Here is a 19,636-nt window from a genome sequence, read left to right on the forward strand (position 1 = left end):
GCGCCTTGCGTCGGAGACGGGCGTCGTGCTGCTGCCGCGGGTAAACGCCTAGCCTCACCAGCGATCGACCGAAGGTCTGTGCATGCAGACGAGGATCAGCGTCGCGCTTCGACCATGATTTTCGGAAAACCTGAAACAATTTCCGCGACATGAAGATGAAGTCATTTCTCCTGGCGGCGACGTTCGCCCTGTCTGCCGTCTTGCAAGGTTGCGCCTCGCTGCCGCCCTCCGTCGACAGGACGCCGGTGGCGGCCATCGCTGCCAGCAGCAACGAATCGCTCGGCCGCATCGCCGCGCAAAGCGTGCCCGCCGGCAAGGGCTCCGGCTTCAGGCCGCTGTCGCTCGCCGCATGGTCGATGGACGCGCGGCTCGCGCTGGTGCGCAATTCGCAAAAGAGCCTGGACATCCAGTACTACCTGCTTCAGAACGACCTGAGCGGCCACGCGCTGGTGCGAGCCGTGCGCGATGCGGCGCAGCGTGGGGTGCGTGTGCGGTTGCTGGTCGACGATCTCTACACCGCAAACACCAACCACATGCTGCTCGGGCTTGCGGCGTACCCGAACGTGGAGGTCAGGCTGTTCAACCCGTTTCCGACGGGCCGGTCGTATGCCCTGTCGCGGTGGATTCTGGCGGCCGGCGATTTCTCCCGTGTCAACCATCGCATGCACAACAAGTTGCTGATTGCCGATGGCGCATTTGCCATCGCGGGCGGACGCAACATCGCCGACGAATACTTCTTCAACAGCAAGGGCGGCAACTTCGTCGATTTCGACCTGCTGGTCGCGGGTGCGGTGGTGCCCCGATTGGCCGGCATCTTCGACACCTACTGGAACAGTCCGCGCGTCTTCCCGCTGCACTCGGTGGAGCCAAGGCGCAAGGAGCCACCGGCCCTGCAAGCGGAATTCGAGCACCTGACGGCGGAAGCGGTGTCGGCGTTTCCGAGCCCGTCGCCCGACGCCAGGGACCTGCTCGGTTACGCCCCGTTGAGTGCCGACCTGGCGCGCCCGCCACTCAGGTTGCTCCATGGACGCATCGATGCCTTTGCCGACGACCCGGAAAAAGTCAGCGGTCGCGCGGCGCGTGGCGACGATGAAACCACGGTGACGGCCCGGGTCACCAAGACCATCAGCGAGGCCAAGGCGGAGGTCGTGATGGGTTCACCTTATTTCATTCCCGGCAAGCTGGGCATGGACGGCATGCGCAATGCGCTGAACAACGATGTGCGCGTCGAGGTCATGACGAATTCGCTGGCTTCCAACGATGAGCCATTCACGAGTGCCGCCTATGGGCGCTATCGCCTCGACATGCTGAAGATGGGCGTCGACCTGTTCGAGGTCGATTCCAGCCAACTGAAGAACGACTCGCTCATCAGCGCGGCGCTGAACGCCTCCATCGGCCGCTCGCATTCCAAGCTGATCGTGGTCGACCGGCAGACCACGTTCGTCGGCTCCATGAACCTGGATCTGCGCTCGTCGCGCGTCAACACCGAACTCGGCATGCTGGTCTATTCGCCCGAACTGGCCGAAGAGGTGCTCCAACTCGCCGGGCGGGTGCGCGACACCGGCAGCTACCGCCTGCGGCTGGTCGAACCGGGGGACCGGGTACAGTGGATTGGCGTGGAGAACGGCGTCGAGAAGGTCTACGACAGCGAACCGGGCGTCAGCGTGGGCACCAGGCTGCAGTTGCTGCTGCTGTTTCCGTTCATCAGCGAAAGCCTGCTCTAGCCAACACAAAAGCTAGCCAATACAAAAAGCCGCCCGAAAGCGGCTTTTTCAAGGCATGGTGCGAAAACTCAGCCCTTGATGGCTTCGTCGAGCGCCTTGCACGAAGGCGCGCACACAGCCTGCGACTTGCCGAGCAGGCGCTTCATCTGAAGCGAAGCGCGGGCGCGGTGCTTGCCGCACATGTAGCACGACATGGTGCTGCCGCCGAATGACGAGACTTCGGCATACGGAGAGCCCGAGGGCTTGGATTTGTAACGGAGGCCGCCTTCGATCACGGCTGTTTTGCTATCAGCTTTGGCCATCTATAGTTCCAGGGTTCAGGGGACGCATCAAGTGCGAGGCAAGGTATGGGATGCGTTCATGCGGGAGATTTGGGCGCCTTTCAGCAAAACCCAAGGGGAGAGATCCAACCGGCGAACCCCCGATGATACCCTGCTCGCCATGACCCCACGGCTCAGTCGGCCGGCTTAGTAGGGCCATTGCCGCCTTTCAACTACTTTCCAGACGCTGTTTTCGGGGCGCGAATCCAGCGCCATGCACTGAAAGCGCTGAGCAAGGCGAGCGCGGCGCTGATGCCCATGATCCAGCGAAACCCGACCACGAAGGCCATCTTGAAGGCCACGGAGCCGTCCGGCAGGTGCGCGGCGGAGGCCCAGGCCATGATGACGCCGAACACCGCAATCGCCAGCACCGCCGCCGTGCGGGACACGGCATTGTTCACCCCCGACGCCGTGCCGGCGAGCGTCGGCCCGACCGAGTTCATGACCGTGGTGGTGAGCGGCGCCACCGTCACCGTCATGCCGAACCCCAGCACCAGCACGCCGGGCAGGAACGCCGACAGATAGGTCGCACCGACACCCGGCAAGGCCAGCAGCGCAAACCCGACGCTTGCCATTGCAGGTCCGAGCACCAGTGGGATGCGCGGCCCGAAGCGGTCGACCAACTGCCCGGCCCAGCCTGAAAGAAAGAACATCAGCAGGACGAATGGCAACAACGCCGCGCCGGCCACGGTCGCGGAATAGCCCTGGACCTGGATGAGGTTGAGCGGCATGAAGTACAGGCTGCCGCCAAGCGCCGCGTAGAGGAACAGCGTCAGCAGGTTTGCCGCGCTGAAGTTGGCGATTCGAAACAGGCCCAGCGGCAGCATCGGCGCCCTGCTCTTTTGCTCCACCACGACAAACGCCGCCGCGGCCGCAAGCCCGATCACCATCGCTGCCAGTACGGGCGCCGCGCTCCAGCCCTGTGTCGGCGCTTCGATGAAGGCATAGACGATGCCGCCCAGCGCCGCGATTGCCAGCACAGCGCCAGGCACGTCGACCGGGCTGGCCGTGTCGGGCCCGCGGCTTTCCGGCACGTGCCGCCAGACGATGGCGAGTGCCAGCCCCGCCATCGGCACATTGATCAGGAAGGCCCATATCCACGAGTAATGGTCGACCAGCCAGCCTCCGAGCACCGGCCCGATGGCGGCAGTGATGCCGCTGAAGCCCGACCAGGTACCAATCGCCTTGCCACGCTCTTTCTCGGGAAAGGCCGCGCTGATCAGCGCCAGGCTGCCGGGCACCAGCAACGCCGCGCCAATGCCCTGCACAGCCCGCGCCGCGATCAGGTGCTGTATCTCCGTGCCCAGGGCACAGGCCGCCGAGGAAACCGCGAACAACGCAACGCCGAACGCAAAAACACGCCGACGGCCGAGTCGGTCGCCCAGCGCGCCGCCGACCAGCAGCAGCGCCGCAAGAAACAACGCGTAGGCCTCGACCACCCACTGCGCCTGGAACGGCGTCGCCCGCAAGTCGCGCTGGATGGCCGGGAGTGCCACGTTGACCACGGTGCCGTCGATGAACGCCATGCTGGAGCCGATGATGGCGGCCACCAGAACCCAGCGCCTCGAGACTTCAGCGCACGGAACCGCGGGAGGCGCAACCTGGATCAACGTGTCGTCGCAGGGCGCCTTGCCGATCCCGTTCATGGGTGTTCAGCCGGCCCGGCGACGCCAGCGCCCGACTTGTCTCAGATTGGACATGGCGTGTCCGAATTTGACTGGAGAGCGGCCACGCTGCGCGCGATGGCCGCCGAGGCGTTCGAGGTGAGCCGTCGCGCGCCCTGCGCCACGGCGTCGATGCCGGCGGCGGTAACCGGCTCGCTCAGGTTGACCTGGCAGACCAGCGCGCGTGCCTGGTCGCCTCGCCGGACCGTCCAGCCCAGGCTTGCTTCGACCCGGCTGCCTTCCACGGCGTCGAACTGCCGCACCTGTACCGAGATTCGCGTGACGGGTGCCGCGGCCGGCCGCCCCCCGCGCGAGCCGTCGAGCGCGCCGAGCCGGCTGGCAATGCCACTCGACAAGGCGTCGCGCATTTCACTCTCGAAGGACGAGACCCAGCGGTGTTCTTCGAGCACGTCGACTTGCGCTTCGACACTGGACCCGGCCGGGTGCACCACCAATTGCGGTCGCGCCAGGCGCTCGGGCACCGCCAGCGGCGCGACTTCGATCCAGAGCGGCGTGGCACCCGCCGTCGCAGCGGCCAGCGGCGCCGCCGGCGCAGCCAGCGTGTAGTAACGGGTCGGCGCGCTGGCGCATCCTGCAAGCAACAACACGCCCGCAGCCAGGTACACCAGTGAGGAGGTCGAGACTTTCATGGCTAGTTCTTCTTGTCGTCCGGCTTGCCGCGAATGAGCGATTCGGGATGCCGCTCGAGGTAATCGGTCAGCACACGCATCGAGCCGGCCGCGCGGGTCAGTTCCTGGAGGGTCTGCCGCAGGTCCTGCTGCAGCGGGGCGTCATCCCGCAGCGTCCGGTTGGCACTGTCGACAGTCTGGCGCACGTCTTTCAGCGCGGCCGTCATCGCTGGCGAGACGTCGTTGTTGAGCGAGGCGGCGAGCTTTTCGGCACCGGTCAGCGTCTTGTTGAGCGAGGCGAGCGACACGCGCAGGTCCTTGCCCAACTCCTCGAACGGGATCTTGTTGACCTTGGTCGCGAGTTCCTGCACCTGGGACTGCAGGTCTTCGAAGCTGCCCGGGACGGTCGGCAGCTCGATCGGATTGGCGGCCACGTCGACCTTGACTGCCGGCTGCTTCGGGAAGAAGTCGAGCGCCACGTACATCTGGCCCGTCAGCAGGTTGCCGTTGCGCAACTGGGCGCGCAGGCCCTTGCTGACGAGGAACTGCAGCCGCTCCTCCTGCGTCCGGCTCGACGGCGCGTTCGCCGTGGTGTCGGTGACGCCGGCGCTGCGCCGCAGCCGGTCGGGGTACACCTGCAGCAGCACCGGCATGCGGAACTCTCGCTCGGTGCGGTCGAACTCGACCCCGATCGATTTCACCTCGCCGATCACCACCCCGCGGAAGTCGACCGGTGCGCCGGGTGCCAGTCCGCGCAGCGACTGGTTGAAGTACATCAGCAGCGTTTGCGAAGGCCCGTCGGGCGGCTTCATCGCGGTGGCCTCGTCGTCGGCGAGCACGTAGGCGGTGTTCTCGGTGGCCCGCGGACCCATCTCGTTCTCGGGCGCCTGGAACGCAATGCCGCCAAGCAGGATGGACGCCAGCGACTGGGTGCGCACGTTCACGCCGCTCGCGGTGAGCGACAGGTCGACGCCGCTGGCATGCCAGAAGCGCGTATTGAGCCCGATGAACTTGTCGTATGGCTCGTTGACGAAGATTCGCAGCGTGACGCCGCGGCCGTCGCCGTCGAGTGCGAAGGCCGCGACCTGCCCGACCTTGATGCGCCTGAAATAGACCGGCGAGCCGACGTCGAGCGAGCCGACGTCGGTCGCGCGCAGCAAGTACTGCTGGCCCGAGGAATCGCGCGTGACGATGGGCGGAACTTCCAGGCCGGTGAACTCGCTGGTGGTGTCCTCCGACGTCCCGGCATCGACGCCGATATAGGCCCCCGACAGCAGAGTGCCCAGGCCCGAAATACCGGAGGTGTCGAGCCGCGGCCGCACCACCCAGTAGCGGGAGTCGGTGGCGGTAAATCCGTCGGAGTCCTTGGTGAGCTGCAACGTGACACGCACTGACGACCGGTCGCGCGCGAGCCGGATCCCCTTGACGGTTCCGATCTGCACTTCCTTGTACTTGACGGCGGTCTTGCCCGCCTCCAGCCCTTCGGCCGACTTGAAGGTGACCACGATCTGCGGCCCGCGCTCCAGCAGGATGCGCGCGACCAGCGTGACGCCAACCAGCGCCGCGACGATCGGAATCAGCCAGACCAGCGAGGGCAGCCAATCGCGCCGACGCTTGACCTGGGGCGCGTTCAATTCGGGCAGTTGTGGTTTGGGTGGTTCTGTGTCACTCATGCGGTTGCGGTGTGCTGCTCGTCATTCTCGTCGTGCAATGACTCGGGCGGGTCATCCCACGTCATGCGCGGATCAAAACTCAAGGAAGCCAACATGGTCAAGACCACCACGGCGCCGAAAGCCGCAATGCCGACCCCTGCCGTGATCACCGCAAAACCCTGCAGTTGCACCAGCCCGGCCAGCAGCGACACCACGAACACGTCGAGCATCGACCAGCGGCCGATGAATTCGATGACGTGATAAAGCTTGGCCCGCTGCAGCCGCCGCCAGCGGCTGTGGCGCTGCGCTCCCACCACGAGGATGAGCAATGCAGCGAGCTTGAACAACGGCACCAGGAAGCTCGCGATGAACACGATGGCCGCCAGGCTGTAGGCGCCCGTCTCCCAGAAGTAGATGATGCCGCTCAGGATGGTGTCGTCCTGCGTGCCGAACAGCGACTTGGTAATCATCACCGGCAGCATGTTGGCGGGAACGTACATCATGCACGCCGCGATCAGAAAGGCCCATGTGCGGTTCAGGCTGTCAGGCTTGCGCCGGTGCAGATGGGTACCGCAGCGGCCGCACGGCTCGCCGTCGTGCGCCTGCTCCCACACCGTGCCGCAATGATTGCATGCGGTCAGACCCAGGCTTGCCGCCGTGGGAACGCCGTCGGCGTCGTCTTTCGTCGAAGGGATCGTGGTCATGAGCCGGGCTGCCGGTGAAACGCCATTTCCCAGAACCCGCGCGGGTCGAAAGCCAGCACCGAGGTCAGCAGCACCGTCAGCACCATGAAGGCCCACAGCGCCGGCCCGCCCACCACCGTGGCAATGCTCGACAGCTTGACGATGGCCACCAGCACGCCGAGCAGGAACACCTCGATCATTCCCCAGGGCCGCAACGACTGCATCGCCCGCACCATCCAGGCGAAGCCAGGCGCGCGGCGCTCGCGCTCCAGGGGGATCAGCAGCCAGACCAGGATGCACAACTGCACCAGCGGAAACAGGATCGTGGTCGCCAGCACGAGCAACGCCACGGGCGGCATGCCTGCTTCGGTCAGCGCCAGCACGGCGCCGGCCAGCGTGGTCTCGCTGCGCAGGCCGCGCACCTCGATCTCGACGATGGGAAAAAGGTTGGCAATCGCAAACATGATTAGGCTGGCGACCGTGAGCGGCAGCACGCGGCGCCGCTGCTGGCCGAAATGGCGTTCCAGTTCGGTGCCGCAGCGCGGGCAAGTGGCCACGTCGCGCGGCCGCAGCCGGGCACGCCGGTAGATGGCGTCGCAGCCTTCGCAGGCAATGATGTCGGGCACTTCACGCATGGGACCACATCATGACTCGGCCGCGCCGTGCGCGATATCGGACGGTGCCATCTTCAGGCGCATCACGCTGAACACCGCCGCGATGCCGGCGCAACTGGCTGCCAGCAGCAGGGCTATGACGGGTCCCTTGTTGTCCAGCGGACTCCACACGCTGAACACGCCGGCGAGGATGACGGCGCCGAGGGTCTGTCCGGTGAGCCGCGCCGTACCGAGCATGCCGCTGGCCGCGCCGCTGCGATGGGGCGGCGGCGAAGTCACGATGGTGTGGTTGTTGGGCGACTGGAACAGCCCGAAGCCCGCGCCGCACAGCGCCATGCGCCACACGATGTCGGCATTGGCGGGAAGGGCCGGCAATGCGGCCAGCAACGCGAGCCCGCTTGCCAGGAGCGCGAGGCCCACGCCACCGAGCAGCCCGTCGGGGTAGCGGCCGATCAACCGACCGGCCACGGGCGCCATCACCACGATCGCGAGCGGCCAGCAGGTGATCAGCAAGCCGGCCTCGACGTGGGTGCGGCCGTAGGCGCCAAGCAGCAGGAAAGGCAGCGCGATGTACGCCAGCATCTGCGCCGAGAAGGCCGCGACCGATGTGCCCATGGACAACGCGAACACCGGAATGCGCAGAAGATCGATGGGGAACAAAGGCAGCGCCAGCCTGCGTTGCCGCCGCAGGAACACAAAGCCCACGAGGAGGCCCGCCACCATGATGGCCCAGGCCATCGGCGATGCGCCCTGCCCTGTGCCCTGGCGCACGCCGAGCTGGTCGGCGCCCAGGAAGATCAGCGAGAACATCAGGACGTTGAGCACCACGTCGATCAGCGAGAACCGCGCGCCCGCCGCTGCCGGCTCGACGTTGTCCGGCAGCGACTTCCGCGCCAATGCGAGCACGACGATGCCAAGCGGCACGTTGAGCGCAAACAGCCAGGGCCACGAAGCCACCGACAGGATGGCGGCAGCGACCGAAGGCCCCGCAACTGCGGACGTGGCCACCACCATCGAGTTGATCGCCATGCCACGACCCAGTCGGCTCGACGGATAGATCAGCCGCACCAGTGCGGAATTGACGCTCATGATCCCGGCCGCGCCCAGGCCCTGCATTGCACGCGCCGCGATCAGCGTGCCGAGCGAATCGGAGAACGTGGCGCCCGCCGACGCCACCGTGAACAGCGCGATGCCCGCGATGTAGATGCGCTTGTAGCCGACGATGTCGCCGAGCGAAGCCAGCGGCAGCAACATTACCAGCGTCGCGATCTGGTAGGCGTTGACCACCCAGATCGAATGCGAAGGCGTGGCTTGCAACTGCTGCGCGATGCCGGGCAGCGCGAGGTTGACGATGGTGCCGTCGAGCACCGCGACCATGATGCCGAGGACGATGACCAGCATGGCCTTGCCGCGGGCGGGCGAAGGCAGGCCGTCGTGGGCAACGGGCGTTCCGGAAAGCGTGGATGACATGGTGTGGTGCTGAGGCTGCCGAGACTAACCGCGCAAGCAGAAGTCCGCAGAGGCGTTCGATGGCGCGCAAGCGCGATGAGTCGATTGTGGCGAAGGGTGGATGAGCGTGCTTGCCAGCGGCGAATGGACCTTCCATGGCACGAACTTCAGGCGCAGGTACTTTTCCAGGCAAGGCCAGCCCATGGCGTTCAATGGCTGGCTGCAGACAGTTCGAACGCAACGGCCAGTATGGGCTTGGCCCACTGCGGCACCTGCTTCAGTGGCACGTGCGCCACGACGCGGCCGGATTCCATGTGCAGCAGCAGCACGGGCTGTGGCGGCTTGCCGGCCTTCGGGTCGCCCTCGGCGCTGTTGTCGAACACGCGCAGGCTGGCCAGGTGCGGCATCAGCTTGATCAGGTTGGCGCGGCTGCTGACGTAGCGTGCACGGATCTTGTGCTCGGGGATGGCGTGGCCACCCGCGGCCACCCGCTCCTCGACGCGCTGCATGTGCAACTCGGGCGACGACAGTCCTGCGTACCAGACGTGGATTTGCGCCCCGGCCTTCGCGCCGGCGAGCAGCATGTCGGGAATCGTGCTGGCGCCGAGCGTGGTCTCGAATGCGTAATGGGCGCTCTCCCGCAAGGCGCGCTCGAGGCCCTTGCGGCCGAATTCCCATGCGTGGCCGTTGGCCGCTTCAAGCGCAAGGCCAGGGTTCGCGTCGCACAGTGCGCGTGCGGCCAGATCCGGATTGAAATAGGGAACGTTGCGGGCCGACAAGGCCGCTCCGCCGACACTGCTCTTGCCCGCGCCATTGACGCCGGCCAGCACGAAAATCTGTGCAGCCACGCTGGACTTGAGGACTTCCGGACTGTGCCGCTATCGCGCCGCGCGCACGGCCGCCTTGCCCAGTTCCTTCGGCGTCATCGCGAAGGCATCGGCCATGCCCTGTGCGGCATCGGCGCCCTGCATGCGGGCAAACATGTCGTCGAAACGCTGGGCGAGTGCATCGAGGTTGGGTTCGGCCGCCTGTTCGAGCTTGAGGTAGCGATCGACCGACATGAGCACCATGGTCGGCTGGTCATGGCGGGTGATGACCACGGCGCCTTCGGCCATGACCGTACTGGTCACTTTCTGCATGCCGCCCGCGAGATTCGTCGCGGTAAACGTCGGCATGCTGCGGGCCAGACGGTCCAACGCCTCCGGGCGGGAAATGAGTGCATGGGCCACGAGATACTCCAAAGCATTCGAAGCCCCCATTTTAGGCATTTTCTGGATTTTGGGGATTACACCCCGGGGCAGGCGAGTTGTAGGCATCCACCGGCGCAATCCTTGGCCCGCCGCCGATTCGCACGGCAATCCGGGGCGCACACCCTGTGGTTTCAGCCCGGCACCGTGCTCCACCGCACCGGCAGCGACGCCGGCCCACAACCTCTACCTCGTGAGCCCGCCATGCATGCCCTCCCTTCCGCGCACTCCGTGCAGAGCCCGTCCGACGTCCCCGCCGCCGCCGATCGCGCAGGCTGCGTCGTGGCATTGACTGCAGATCATCGCCGTTACGACAGCGACCACGAACATGCCACTCGCGCCGAGGCCGCGCGGCGGCTCGCGATGCTCAAGGGCGTCGCCTTCCGGGGCGAATACAAGCGCAACGCGCCTCGCGAAGCACCCACCTATTTCGTGCCGAGCGACACGCTCACGGCAGATGCTGCCGACGCGCTCGGCGTGTCCACTGAAGACGACATCTTCGGCGGTGTGGTGCCGCATGCTTTCGTGGGCACCAAGGTCATCACCCATCCACTGGTCTACGAATCGGCGGCGAAACCGCACGGATGGAACCCTGGGTTCGCGCAACGGGTCGCCGGCGGGGTGCTGCGCGGCTACAGCGCGTTTTCGTGCGACGAGGCGCTGATCGCAGGCAAGCGCTTGCTGGACGAGGGTGAGGCGCGCGTCAAGCCGGCCTGCGCCACTGGTGGCCGCGGCCAGACCGTGGTTCGCAACGTCGCCGCGCTTGAACACTGCGTCGGCCGAATCAGCGACGAAGAATTGCGCGAGCACGGGCTCGTTCTTGAAGAAAACCTGACCGAACCGGTGGCCACGCTCAGCGTCGGGCAGGTCGTAGTCGGAGGTTTGCGCGCGAGCTACCACGGCGTGCAGCGCCTGACGCGCAACAACCATGGCCACATGGTCTACGGCGGCTCCGACCTGACACTGGTGCGCGGCGGCTTCGATGCATTGCTGGCATTGAACCTGGCACCCAATGTGCGTCTGGCCATCGAGCAATCCCGCGATTACCACGAAGCCGCAAAGGATTGCTTCCCCGGCTTCTTTGCTTCGCGCATCAACTACGACGTGGCGCAGGGGCTTTCTACCGGAGGCGAACTGCGCTCGGGGGTGCTGGAGCAGTCATGGCGCATGGGCGGCGCCACGGGCGCGGAAATCGCCGGCCTCGAATGTTTCCGCGACCGGCGCGACTGCCGGCAGGTCTGGGCGTCGTGCTTCGAGGTTTATGGCACCAGCGAGGCCCCGCGTGGTGCAACGGTGTACTTTCGAGGAATCGACAAGAAGGCGGGCGAACTCGTCAAGTACGCAGCCGTGACTGAAATGAGGTGCGATGCCCACGCGTCATAGTGCCATCGACATCGCCGTTGCCGGCCACCACATCGCGGGCACGCTGGTCGCGCCATCGGCTGCCATTCCAGGTGTGCTGCTGGTGCATGGGTGGGACGGCAGCCAGGCTCAATACCTCGCCCGTGCGCACGAGATCGCGGCGCTCGGCTGCATCTGCCTGACCATCGACCTGCGCGGCCACGCCCGGCACCATGAGTTGCGCGAGGCCGTCACGCGCGAAGACAACCTGCAGGATGTCTTGGCCGCCTACGACACGCTGGTGGGACATCCGGCCGTCGACCCGCAATCCATCGCCATCGTCGGCAGCAGCTACGGCGGCTATCTGGCTGCGTTGGTCAGCGCAATGCGGCCGGTGCGGTGGCTCGCGCTACGCGCACCGGCGCTCTACCGCGACGAGCAATGGGATACGCCCAAAGGCAAGCTCGGACGGGAGGACTTGATGATCTACCGCAACACCACGATCGCACCCGCGGACAACCGTGCGCTGGCGGCCTGCGCGCTGTTCAAGGGCGATGCCTTGATCGTCGAATCCGAGACAGACAAGACGGTGCCGCACCCGGTCATCGAGAACTATCTCAGCGCTTTCAAGCGCGTGCGCTCAGTGACGTACCGCGTCATTTCGGGCGCGGACCATGCGCTGTCGCAAGAGTCGTATCGGCAGGCCTACGGCATGCTGCTGGTGAGCTGGATGACCGAGATGGTGCTGGGAGCCAAGGCGGCGACGGGGTTGCTGCGGCCGGCGCCGAACAGTCCGGCGTGACGGCAGGGACTGTGAAGTCCCTGGAAAGCCTGCGCCCTCTGATGCGCATCCTCGGCGGCGGCAGTCCATCGCACGACCAGGCCGGTGCGTTGCGGACTTGAATCGATGGCGCCTGGCGCCATGCCCTCCCCTTCGATTCTGCGCAGATATCACATATGTGATGGCATGAGAAAACCCCGAAATCTACGATCCCTGCAATTCCACGGGGCTCGATCGATCGATCCGACCCACCTCAAGAGACAAGGCACGCGGTCATGAAAATCGATCCACCCGGCAGCGCTTTCCGGCTCCACGACCTGATCCGCCGGCAATTGCCGCGGCTGGCCGGCCACCCGGCGTTGGTGGACCAGGGACGAAACTGGACCTATGCCGAACTACATCAGGCCATCGTCGAACTGGCCGCCTTCCTGCGTACGGCGGGGCTTCGGCCGGGCGACCGCCTGATGATCGTGGGAGAGAACAGCGCGGCCCAGATCGCGGCCATCTTTGCGGCGAGCGAACTGGAGGCCTGGGCCGTGGTGGTCAATGCGCGGCTGACTGCGGCGGAAGTTGCCAACATCGAGAATCATTGCGAGCCCCGTCTCGTCCTTTGCACTGCCGAGGTTTCGGACGATGCGATGCGCCATGCACAGGCGCGCGACGCTGCGGCTCACGCGGTCGGCGGCCTGGTGTTCCATTGCACGCCCGCGAATGCCGACGCGACCGTCGAGCCGAGCTTTGCCGGCAGCGCCAGGCAAGTGGCGGTCCTGATCTATACCACCGGCACGACGGGCCAACCCAAGGGCGTGATGCTCACGCACCGCAACCTGGGCTTTTCCGCCGCGGTGTCTGCCGCATCGCGTCGGACTGCCGAGCGCGACCACGTGTACGCGGCCCTGCCGATGTCGCATGTGTTCGGGCTGACGAGTGTGGTGCTGGCGGGACTGAGCGCGGGCGCCACCTTGCACGTGGTGCCACGCTTCGACGTCCAGCATCTGCGGCGCGCGCTGGCCGAGGGCCTGACTTTCTTCCAGGGCGTGCCGGCCATGTACGTGCGGCTGCTGTCGATGGCCGACGGCGGGCAAGCAGTCACGGCACCCCGACTGCGTTTCATCCACTGCGGTGGTGCGCCACTGGACGCCGCGCTCAAGAACCGGGTGGAAGCGCTGCTGGGCTTGCCCATCAACAACGGCTACGGCATGACCGAGGCCTCGCCGTCGATCTGCATGGTGCCCTACAACCGCAAATGCGACGACCTGACCGTGGGCTATCCGATTCCGAACATGGAGACGCGCATCGTCGACGAAGAAGGAAACACCGTGGCACCCGGCACGGTCGGCGAGTTGCTCATTCGTGGACCGAACGTGATGAAGGGCTACTACAAGGCGCCGGAGTTGACGGCGCAGGTGCTGTCCGACGACGGCTGGCTGCGCACCCAGGACCTGGTACGCCAGGGCGGGGACGGCGCTTGCTACGTCATGGGCCGCCTGAAGGACTTGATCATCCGCTCGGGCTTCAACGTCTATCCCAGCGAAGTCGAGGCCGCGCTCAACGCCCATCCTGCCGTGGCCCAGTCCTGCGTGGTGGGCAAGCCGGTTGCCGGGGATGAGCAGGTGATCGCCTTCGTCGAGCCGCACGCCGGCGCCTCGGTGGACGCACCAGCGCTGCAGGCATTCCTGCACGACCGCCTCGCGCCATACAAGCGTCCGCAGCGCATCGTGCTGGTGCCGCAATTGCCCGCCGCCCAGAGCGGAAAGATCCTGAAAAAGGCCGTCCAGGACATGGCCGGGCTCCTTTGATCCGAACGTCCCGCGCATTCCTCCCATTCCAACCATCCGCCTCCAGGAGACACACCATGAAGACCACCATCCACCGCCGCGCCGGCCTATGCCTGGCACTGGGCCTGCTGGCGGGCGCCGCCCTCCCGTCAGGGGCCCAGTCCGCGTCGGCGTATCCGCAAAGGCCGATCAAGCTCGTCGTGTCTTCGGCTGCCGGTGGAGGCGCGGACACGGTGGCGCGCCTGATCGCGCTCAAGCTGGCCGATGCATTCAAGCAGCCGGTGGTGGTCGAGAACAAGCCTGGCGCCAGCGGCACACTGGCCGCCACCACCGTCCTGGGTGCGCCTGCCGACGGCTATACGCTGCTGTTCGGCATCACGACCATGGCCCAGTTGCCCGCAGTCACCCAGACACCGCTGCCCTTCAACACCGAGCGCGATTTCATTCCCGTGTCGCTGGTGGCCAAGTCCAGAAACGTGCTGTTCGCCAGCAAGAAGACCCAGGCCAAGACCGTGCCCGAGCTGATCGCGGCGCTCAACGCCCAAACCTTGAGCTATGGCTCCTGGGGCAATGGCTCGACCGGTCATTTCATGGGGGATCTGTTCGCGCGCCAAACGAGGACACAGCCGACCCACGTGCCCTATAAAGGGGCCGCGCCCATGATGAACGATCTGCTGGGCGGCACCATCGACTTCGCCTTTCCCGACATCGGCTCGGCCCAGCCGCATTTGAAGTCGGATCGCATCCAGCTGCTCGCCGTGACGGGAGACAAGCGCCTGACGTCATTGCCCGAGGTCCCCACGATGGACGAGCTGGGTGTCAAGGGCTTCGATTTCGGTGGCTGGTTCGCGCTGTTCGCACCCAAAGGCACGCCCTCCTCCGTGGTGGAGACGTTGTCGACACAGGTGGCCGCGGCCGTCGAGGACCGCGAGGTCCACGCCCGGCTTCTTGCGATGGACATGGATCCCGTAGGCAACAGCGGCAAGGAATTCGCCAGGTTCCTGCACGAGGACCTGGGCAGGTGGGCGCGCATGGCCAAGGAATCCGACATCAAGGCCGATTGAGTCGCTGCGAAGGACCGATCCATGCCTCGCGTCAAACGCCCCATCAGCCTGCCGCGCCTGTCGGCGCGGGATCGCGAGCGCGAACTCGGCAGCGGTGACGTCAAGTCGGCGCGCAGGGTGTTCGAGCTGATCGAGTTGTTCGAGCAATTGAACAAGCCCGCCACCGTGGCCGAGATCGTGCAGGCGAGCGGTTTCCCGCAGTCCAGCACCTCCATGCTGCTGCGAACGCTCCACCACATGGGTTATCTGTGCTGGAACCCTGACGACCGCACCTACCTGCCCAGCCTGCGGCTGAACATGCTGGGCGGCTGGGTTCACGACCTGGCGTTGCCGCGCAGCCATCTGCGCCTTGCCATGCAGGAGTTGAGCCGGCAAACGGGGTTGAGCGTGCTCCTGGGGCAACGCACCGGCCGCTTCGTGCAGTACGCGCACGAGGTGTTCGCTTCCAGCGAGCGCGGCGACGACGTACCCATCGGCGTCGTGCGCCCATTGGTCGAGACCGGGCTTGGCTATGCACTGATGGCGGCCATGCCGGACGAGCAGGTGCGGCGTGTGGCCGCGGCCTGTCTGGTCGCGCAGGAAAAGCCGACGCTGGTCCGCGACGTGCAGCAGGTCATGGCCATGGTCACAAAGGTTCGCCAGGCGGGCTTCGCCTATTCCACGCGCCTGCAGAACGTGGGGAAGGCTTCGTTCTCCTTCCACCTGGGTCAACCCATCGACAGTGCGAACCAGGAGTTCAGCCAGCTTGGACTGGCCCTGGCGGGCAAGCGCCGCACGCTGGAAAGCCGCTTGCCCGGAATCATCGAGATGGTCAACGCCGTGGCGCATGAATTCCTGCCCGACGTGCGCATCGCCATCGACCCCAACACCCCCATCGAACCCATCTAGAACCGGGAGATTCCCATGGACATGAACATCAGCGTGGAGGAACAAGCCTTCCGCCACGAGGTGAGCGCCTTCGCGCGCGCCAACCTGCCCAAGCCAGTACGCAACAAGGTCCTTTTCGGCGAAAAGCTGGCCAAGGCCGAATACGTGGACTGGCAGCAACGCCTGTACCGCCAGGGTTGGATCGCGCCCTCGTGGCCCGTGGAATACGGCGGCACCGGCTGGAGCCTGGGCAAGCGCCGTGTGTTCCACCACGCGCTGGCGCTGTGCTGCGCGCCGGAGACCATCTCCTTCGGCATCTCCATGATCGGCCCGGTGCTCTACACCTTCGGCTCCGACGCACAGAAGGCAAAGTACCTGGCCGGCATCCTGAAATCCGAGACCTGGTGGTGCCAGGGCTTTTCCGAGCCCAATGCCGGCTCCGACCTCGCCTCGCTGAAGACACGTGCCCGCGACCGTGGCGACCACTACGTGGTCAGCGGCCAGAAGACCTGGACCACGCATGGCCGGCACGCCGACATGATGTTCTGCCTGGCCCGCACCACCGAAGAAGCCAAGCTGCAGAACGGCATCTCCTTCCTCCTGCTGGACATGAAGGCGCCGGGCGTCGAAGTGCGGCCCATCGAGACCATCGATGAAGGCGCGAGCATCTGCGAGGTCTTCCTCAACGAAGTGGTGGTGGCGAAGAGCGAGCTCGTGGGCGTCGAGGGACGCGGCTGGGACTATGCCAAGTTCCTGCTCGGCAATGAACGCGCCATGATCGCCCGCGTCGGCCGCTCGCGCATGCAACTCGAACGCGCGCGGCGCGTCGCGGCCTCCCAGCGGTCCGGCGGCCGGGCCTTGAGCGAGGACCCGCTGATCCAGCGACGCCTGTGCGAGATCGAGGCGCGCCTGCGGGCGCTGGAAATCTCGGAGCTCCGCGCGCTCGACGGCTACCGGCCGGGCAAGGGCTTCGACGGCGCCACCGCCTCCATGCTCAAGATCGAGGGCTCCGAACTGTGCCAGCAGCTCACCGAACTGCTGCTGGACCTCACCGGCCGCTACTCCCGCGTCTACATGGGCCGCTACGAGCAGTCGCCCATCGGCGGCAGCGACGCCCACGGCGCCATGGGCGACCACCTGTTCAACCGCGTGGCCACGATCTACGGCGGCAGCACGGAAGTCCAGAAGAACGTCATCGCAAAGAGCAGCCTGTAACTGCCGCCCGCAACTGCCGCCTGTAGGAACGCCACATGAACTTCACCCTTTCCGACGAGCAAACCATGATCCGCGACAGCGTACGCGACTACTTCGAGGGCGCCTACGACTTTGCTGCCCACGCGCAGCGCGTGCGCCAACGGCGCGGGCTGGACCCCGCGCGCTGGCAGGCCATGGCCGAGCTGGGCTGGCTGGGCCTGGCCGTGCCGCAGGACGCGGGCGGTCTGGGCGCCGGCGCCCAGGAAGCCATGCTGCTGATGGAGGGCGCGGGCGCCGCGCTGTGCATCGAGCCGCTGCTGGCCACCGCCGTGCTGGCCGCACCGCTGCTGGCGGGCGCCGTCGGCGTGGCCGCGCAGGTGCTGCCGGCCGTGCTGGCAGGCCAGCAGAGCCTGGCACTGGCCTGGGCCGAATCGCATCATGGTTTCGATCCCCTCGCCGTGCGCACGACAGTGCAGCGCCAGGCCGAGGGCGGCTTCGTGCTGCACGGGCACAAGGTGCTGGTGGACAACGGCGGTGACGCCGACTGGATCGTCGTGCCGGCCCGCGCCATGGCAGCCACCAACAAGACGGGCATCCAGGCGCCCGGCGACGCGCCGCAGGACAGGTTGGGCGGCATCTCGCTGTTCCTGGTGCCCGGCAACGCCCGGGGCCTCACGCGTGTGTCGGTGCCCATGGTCGATGGCGCCTGGGCGGCCGACCTGTCGCTCGATGGCGTCGCGCTGGACGCCGGCCACCTGATCGGCGCCTGGGGCCAGGGCGGCGCCGCGCTTCGCGCTGCGGTGTACCGCGGACTTGCCGCCAACTGCGCCGAGGCGCTGGGCGCCATCGGCCGCGCCATCGGGCAGTGTCGCAGCTACCTGCATGAACGCCGGCAGTTCGGCCAGCCGCTGGCCAACTTCCAGGCCCTGCAGCACCGCTTTGCCGATCTGCTGATCGCCGAGGAGCGCGCGCGTTCCATGACACTCGTGGCGGCCATCCGCGCCCACGAAGGCCGCTTCGACGACCCCGAGTCACTTCGCGACCTCAGTCTCGCCAAACTCACCGTGGGCCGCGCCGCGCGTCTGGTGGGCGCACAGGCCATCCAGTTGCACGGCGGCATGGGCATGGCCTGCGAACACCCGGTCGGCCACTGCTATCGCAAGCTGCTGGCCTGCGACGCCGCTTTCGGCACGCCGGACGAACACGTCGCGCTGCTGGCGCAAACGATGGCACACCCCATGACGCAACCCACATCGGCCCCGGCCCTGGAAGAAGAACTGACCCCATGATCCACGCAGCCGTTCAAACTGCTCTGTACGCCGGTGGCGTGCTGGTGCTGACCCTCGACAACCCGCCTGTCAACGCGCTCGGGAACGCGGTGCGCCGTGGCCTGGCCCAGGCTATCGAGGCCGCGCAGACCGATGCACAGGCGCGCGCCATCGTCATCCTGGGCGCGGGGCGCGGTTTCAGTGCTGGCGCCGACATCCGTGAATTCGGCCAGGCGCGCGAGATGCCCTGGATGGGCGAGGTCTGCCTGGCCGTCGAGACCAGCACCAAGCCGGTCGTGGCCGCGCTGCACGGCATGGCCCTGGGCGGTGGCCTGGAACTGGCCCTGGCCGCGCACCACCGAATCGCGGCGCATGGCACCCGGCTCGCGCTGCCCGAGGTGCAACTCGGCCTGCTGCCCGGCGGCGGCGGCACGCAGCGCCTGCCGCGCCTGATCGGCGCCGAAGCGGCGCTGGACCTGATGCTCGGCGGACGACACATCGACACCGCGGAGGGCTTGGCCTTGGGCGTGATCGACCGCGTCGCCAGCCCCACGGAAGAACTGCGCTCGCAGGCTGTGGCGTGGGCCGGAGAACTCGCCACCCACGGCCTGCCGCCGCGCCGCAGCCGCGACGCGCAGGGTCTTGCCGATGTGCGGGCCAGCCTGACCGCGCTGGAAGTGGCCCGTGCCAGCCTCGGGAAGAAGGCGCGCGGCCAACTTGCGCCCTTCTGGATCGTCGACGCGGTGCAGGCCGCCATAGAAAAGCCCTTCGACGCCGGCCTGAGCGTCGAACGCGAGGGCTTCCTGCAATGCATGGGCAGCCCGCAGCGCGCTGGCCTGATCCATGCGTTCTTCGCCGAGCGTGAGGCGCGCAAGGTGCCCGAGGCGCGCCGTGGCACGCCGCGCCCGGTGCAACGCGTGGGCGTGATCGGCGGCGGCACCATGGGTTCGGGCATCGCCGTGGCCATGCTGGATGCGGGCCTGCACGTCACGTTGATGGAGCGCGATGACACCGCCCTCGCCGCAGGCCGCCAGCGCGTGGAGAAGGTCTACGACCGGCTGTCGGCCTCGGGACGCCAGACTGCGGAGCAGCGCGCCGCCACCCTCGCCCGCCTCGACGGCGCCACCAGCTACGACGCGCTGGGCCAGGCCGATCTGGTGGTGGAAGCCGTGTTCGAGGACATGGCCGTCAAGAAGGCCGTTTTCGCCGAACTCGATCGCGCGTGCAAGCCCGGCGCGATCCTGGCCACCAACACCTCCTTCCTCGACATCGACGAGCTGGCGGCCTCCATCGCGCGGCCCCAGGACGTGGTCGGGCTGCATTTCTTCTCGCCCGCCAACATCATGAAACTGTTGGAAATC

Annotated in this window: 17 protein-coding genes and 1 pseudogene; 9 read left to right on the plus strand and 9 right to left on the minus strand. The window is 66.8% G+C overall.

Going from position 1 to position 19,636, the window contains the following annotated elements; all coding sequences use genetic code 11:
- Positions 1–155 precede the first annotated feature (155 nt).
- Positions 156–1,724: a phospholipase D family protein gene (locus WKW80_RS04300; protein WP_340362314.1), complete on the plus strand. Its 1,569-nt coding sequence runs from the start codon at positions 156–158 to the stop codon at positions 1,722–1,724.
- Between the two features lie 68 nt (positions 1,725–1,792).
- On the opposite strand, the gene WKW80_RS04305 is transcribed toward WKW80_RS04300, so the two are convergent.
- The 9 genes from WKW80_RS04305 to WKW80_RS04345 form a co-directional block, all read right to left on the minus strand.
- Positions 1,793–2,026: a hypothetical protein gene (locus WKW80_RS04305; RefSeq protein WP_213955792.1), complete on the minus strand. Its 234-nt coding sequence runs from the start codon at positions 2,024–2,026 to the stop codon at positions 1,793–1,795.
- Positions 2,027–2,217: 191 nt separating this feature from the next.
- Complete coding sequence (locus tag WKW80_RS04310) at positions 2,218–3,690, minus strand: MFS transporter (RefSeq protein WP_340362315.1); 1,473 nt, start codon at positions 3,688–3,690, stop codon at positions 2,218–2,220.
- 41 nt (positions 3,691–3,731) lie between these two features.
- Positions 3,732–4,358: a PqiC family protein gene (locus WKW80_RS04315; protein WP_340362316.1), complete on the minus strand. Its 627-nt coding sequence runs from the start codon at positions 4,356–4,358 to the stop codon at positions 3,732–3,734.
- Positions 4,359–4,360: 2 nt separating this feature from the next.
- Positions 4,361–6,010, minus strand: a complete 1,650-nt coding sequence (locus tag WKW80_RS04320; RefSeq protein WP_340362317.1) for a PqiB family protein — start codon at positions 6,008–6,010, stop codon at positions 4,361–4,363.
- The gene (locus WKW80_RS04325; protein ID WP_340362318.1) at positions 6,007–6,693 is read right to left on the minus strand and encodes a paraquat-inducible protein A; all 687 of its coding nucleotides are present in this window, start codon (positions 6,691–6,693) and stop codon (positions 6,007–6,009) included. The genes WKW80_RS04320 and WKW80_RS04325 overlap by 4 nt, the downstream gene beginning before the upstream one ends.
- Positions 6,690–7,307 carry a paraquat-inducible protein A gene (locus WKW80_RS04330; RefSeq protein ID WP_340362319.1) on the minus strand — a complete coding sequence of 206 codons (618 nt, stop codon included), beginning with the start codon at positions 7,305–7,307 and terminating at the stop codon, positions 6,690–6,692. Before WKW80_RS04330 ends, WKW80_RS04325 begins: the two co-directional genes overlap by 4 nt.
- Before the next feature lie 9 nt (positions 7,308–7,316).
- Positions 7,317–8,756, minus strand: a complete 1,440-nt coding sequence (locus WKW80_RS04335; RefSeq protein ID WP_340362320.1) for an MFS transporter — start codon at positions 8,754–8,756, stop codon at positions 7,317–7,319.
- 188 nt (positions 8,757–8,944) lie between these two features.
- The gene (locus WKW80_RS04340; protein WP_340362321.1) at positions 8,945–9,583 is read right to left on the minus strand and encodes an ATPase; all 639 of its coding nucleotides are present in this window, start codon (positions 9,581–9,583) and stop codon (positions 8,945–8,947) included.
- A gap of 30 nt (positions 9,584–9,613) precedes the next feature.
- Entirely contained in the window at positions 9,614–9,964 is a 351-nt protein-coding gene (locus tag WKW80_RS04345) for a hypothetical protein (RefSeq protein WP_340362322.1), read from the minus strand.
- Here WKW80_RS04345 and WKW80_RS04350 point away from each other — a divergent pair.
- From WKW80_RS04350 to WKW80_RS04385, 8 genes and pseudogenes are all read left to right on the plus strand, one after another.
- Positions 9,956–11,365: a DUF3182 family protein gene (locus tag WKW80_RS04350; RefSeq protein WP_340362323.1), complete on the plus strand. Its 1,410-nt coding sequence runs from the start codon at positions 9,956–9,958 to the stop codon at positions 11,363–11,365. The two genes, WKW80_RS04345 and WKW80_RS04350, sit on opposite strands and share 9 nt — an antisense overlap.
- Positions 11,349–12,125, plus strand: coding sequence for an alpha/beta hydrolase family protein (locus WKW80_RS04355; protein ID WP_340362324.1), 777 nt, complete (start codon positions 11,349–11,351; stop codon positions 12,123–12,125). The genes WKW80_RS04350 and WKW80_RS04355 overlap by 17 nt, the downstream gene beginning before the upstream one ends.
- Positions 12,126–12,379: 254 nt before the next feature.
- Positions 12,380–13,903, plus strand: coding sequence for a class I adenylate-forming enzyme family protein (locus WKW80_RS04360; protein ID WP_340362325.1), 1,524 nt, complete (start codon positions 12,380–12,382; stop codon positions 13,901–13,903).
- A 56-nt stretch (positions 13,904–13,959) separates the two neighbouring features.
- Positions 13,960–14,946 (plus strand): Bug family tripartite tricarboxylate transporter substrate binding protein, encoded by a 987-nt coding sequence (locus tag WKW80_RS04365; protein ID WP_340362326.1) that lies wholly within the window; start codon positions 13,960–13,962, stop codon positions 14,944–14,946.
- 21 nt (positions 14,947–14,967) lie between these two features.
- Positions 14,968–15,834 carry an IclR family transcriptional regulator gene (locus WKW80_RS04370; protein WP_340362327.1) on the plus strand — a complete coding sequence of 289 codons (867 nt, stop codon included), beginning with the start codon at positions 14,968–14,970 and terminating at the stop codon, positions 15,832–15,834.
- Positions 15,835–15,849: 15 nt separating this feature from the next.
- Positions 15,850–17,028: an acyl-CoA dehydrogenase family protein gene (locus WKW80_RS04375; RefSeq protein WP_340362328.1), complete on the plus strand. Its 1,179-nt coding sequence runs from the start codon at positions 15,850–15,852 to the stop codon at positions 17,026–17,028.
- A 35-nt stretch (positions 17,029–17,063) separates the two neighbouring features.
- Positions 17,064–18,296, plus strand: a complete 1,233-nt coding sequence (locus tag WKW80_RS04380; RefSeq protein ID WP_340362329.1) for an acyl-CoA dehydrogenase family protein — start codon at positions 17,064–17,066, stop codon at positions 18,294–18,296.
- Positions 18,293–19,600: pseudogene (locus WKW80_RS04385) on the plus strand (3-hydroxyacyl-CoA dehydrogenase NAD-binding domain-containing protein); the annotation flags it as partial. The gene WKW80_RS04380 and the pseudogene WKW80_RS04385, both read left to right, overlap by 4 nt.
- Positions 19,601–19,636 lie beyond the last annotated feature (36 nt).

The organism is Variovorax humicola (genome assembly GCF_037889915.1).
Lineage (GTDB): Bacteria > Pseudomonadota > Gammaproteobacteria > Burkholderiales > Burkholderiaceae_C > Variovorax > Variovorax humicola.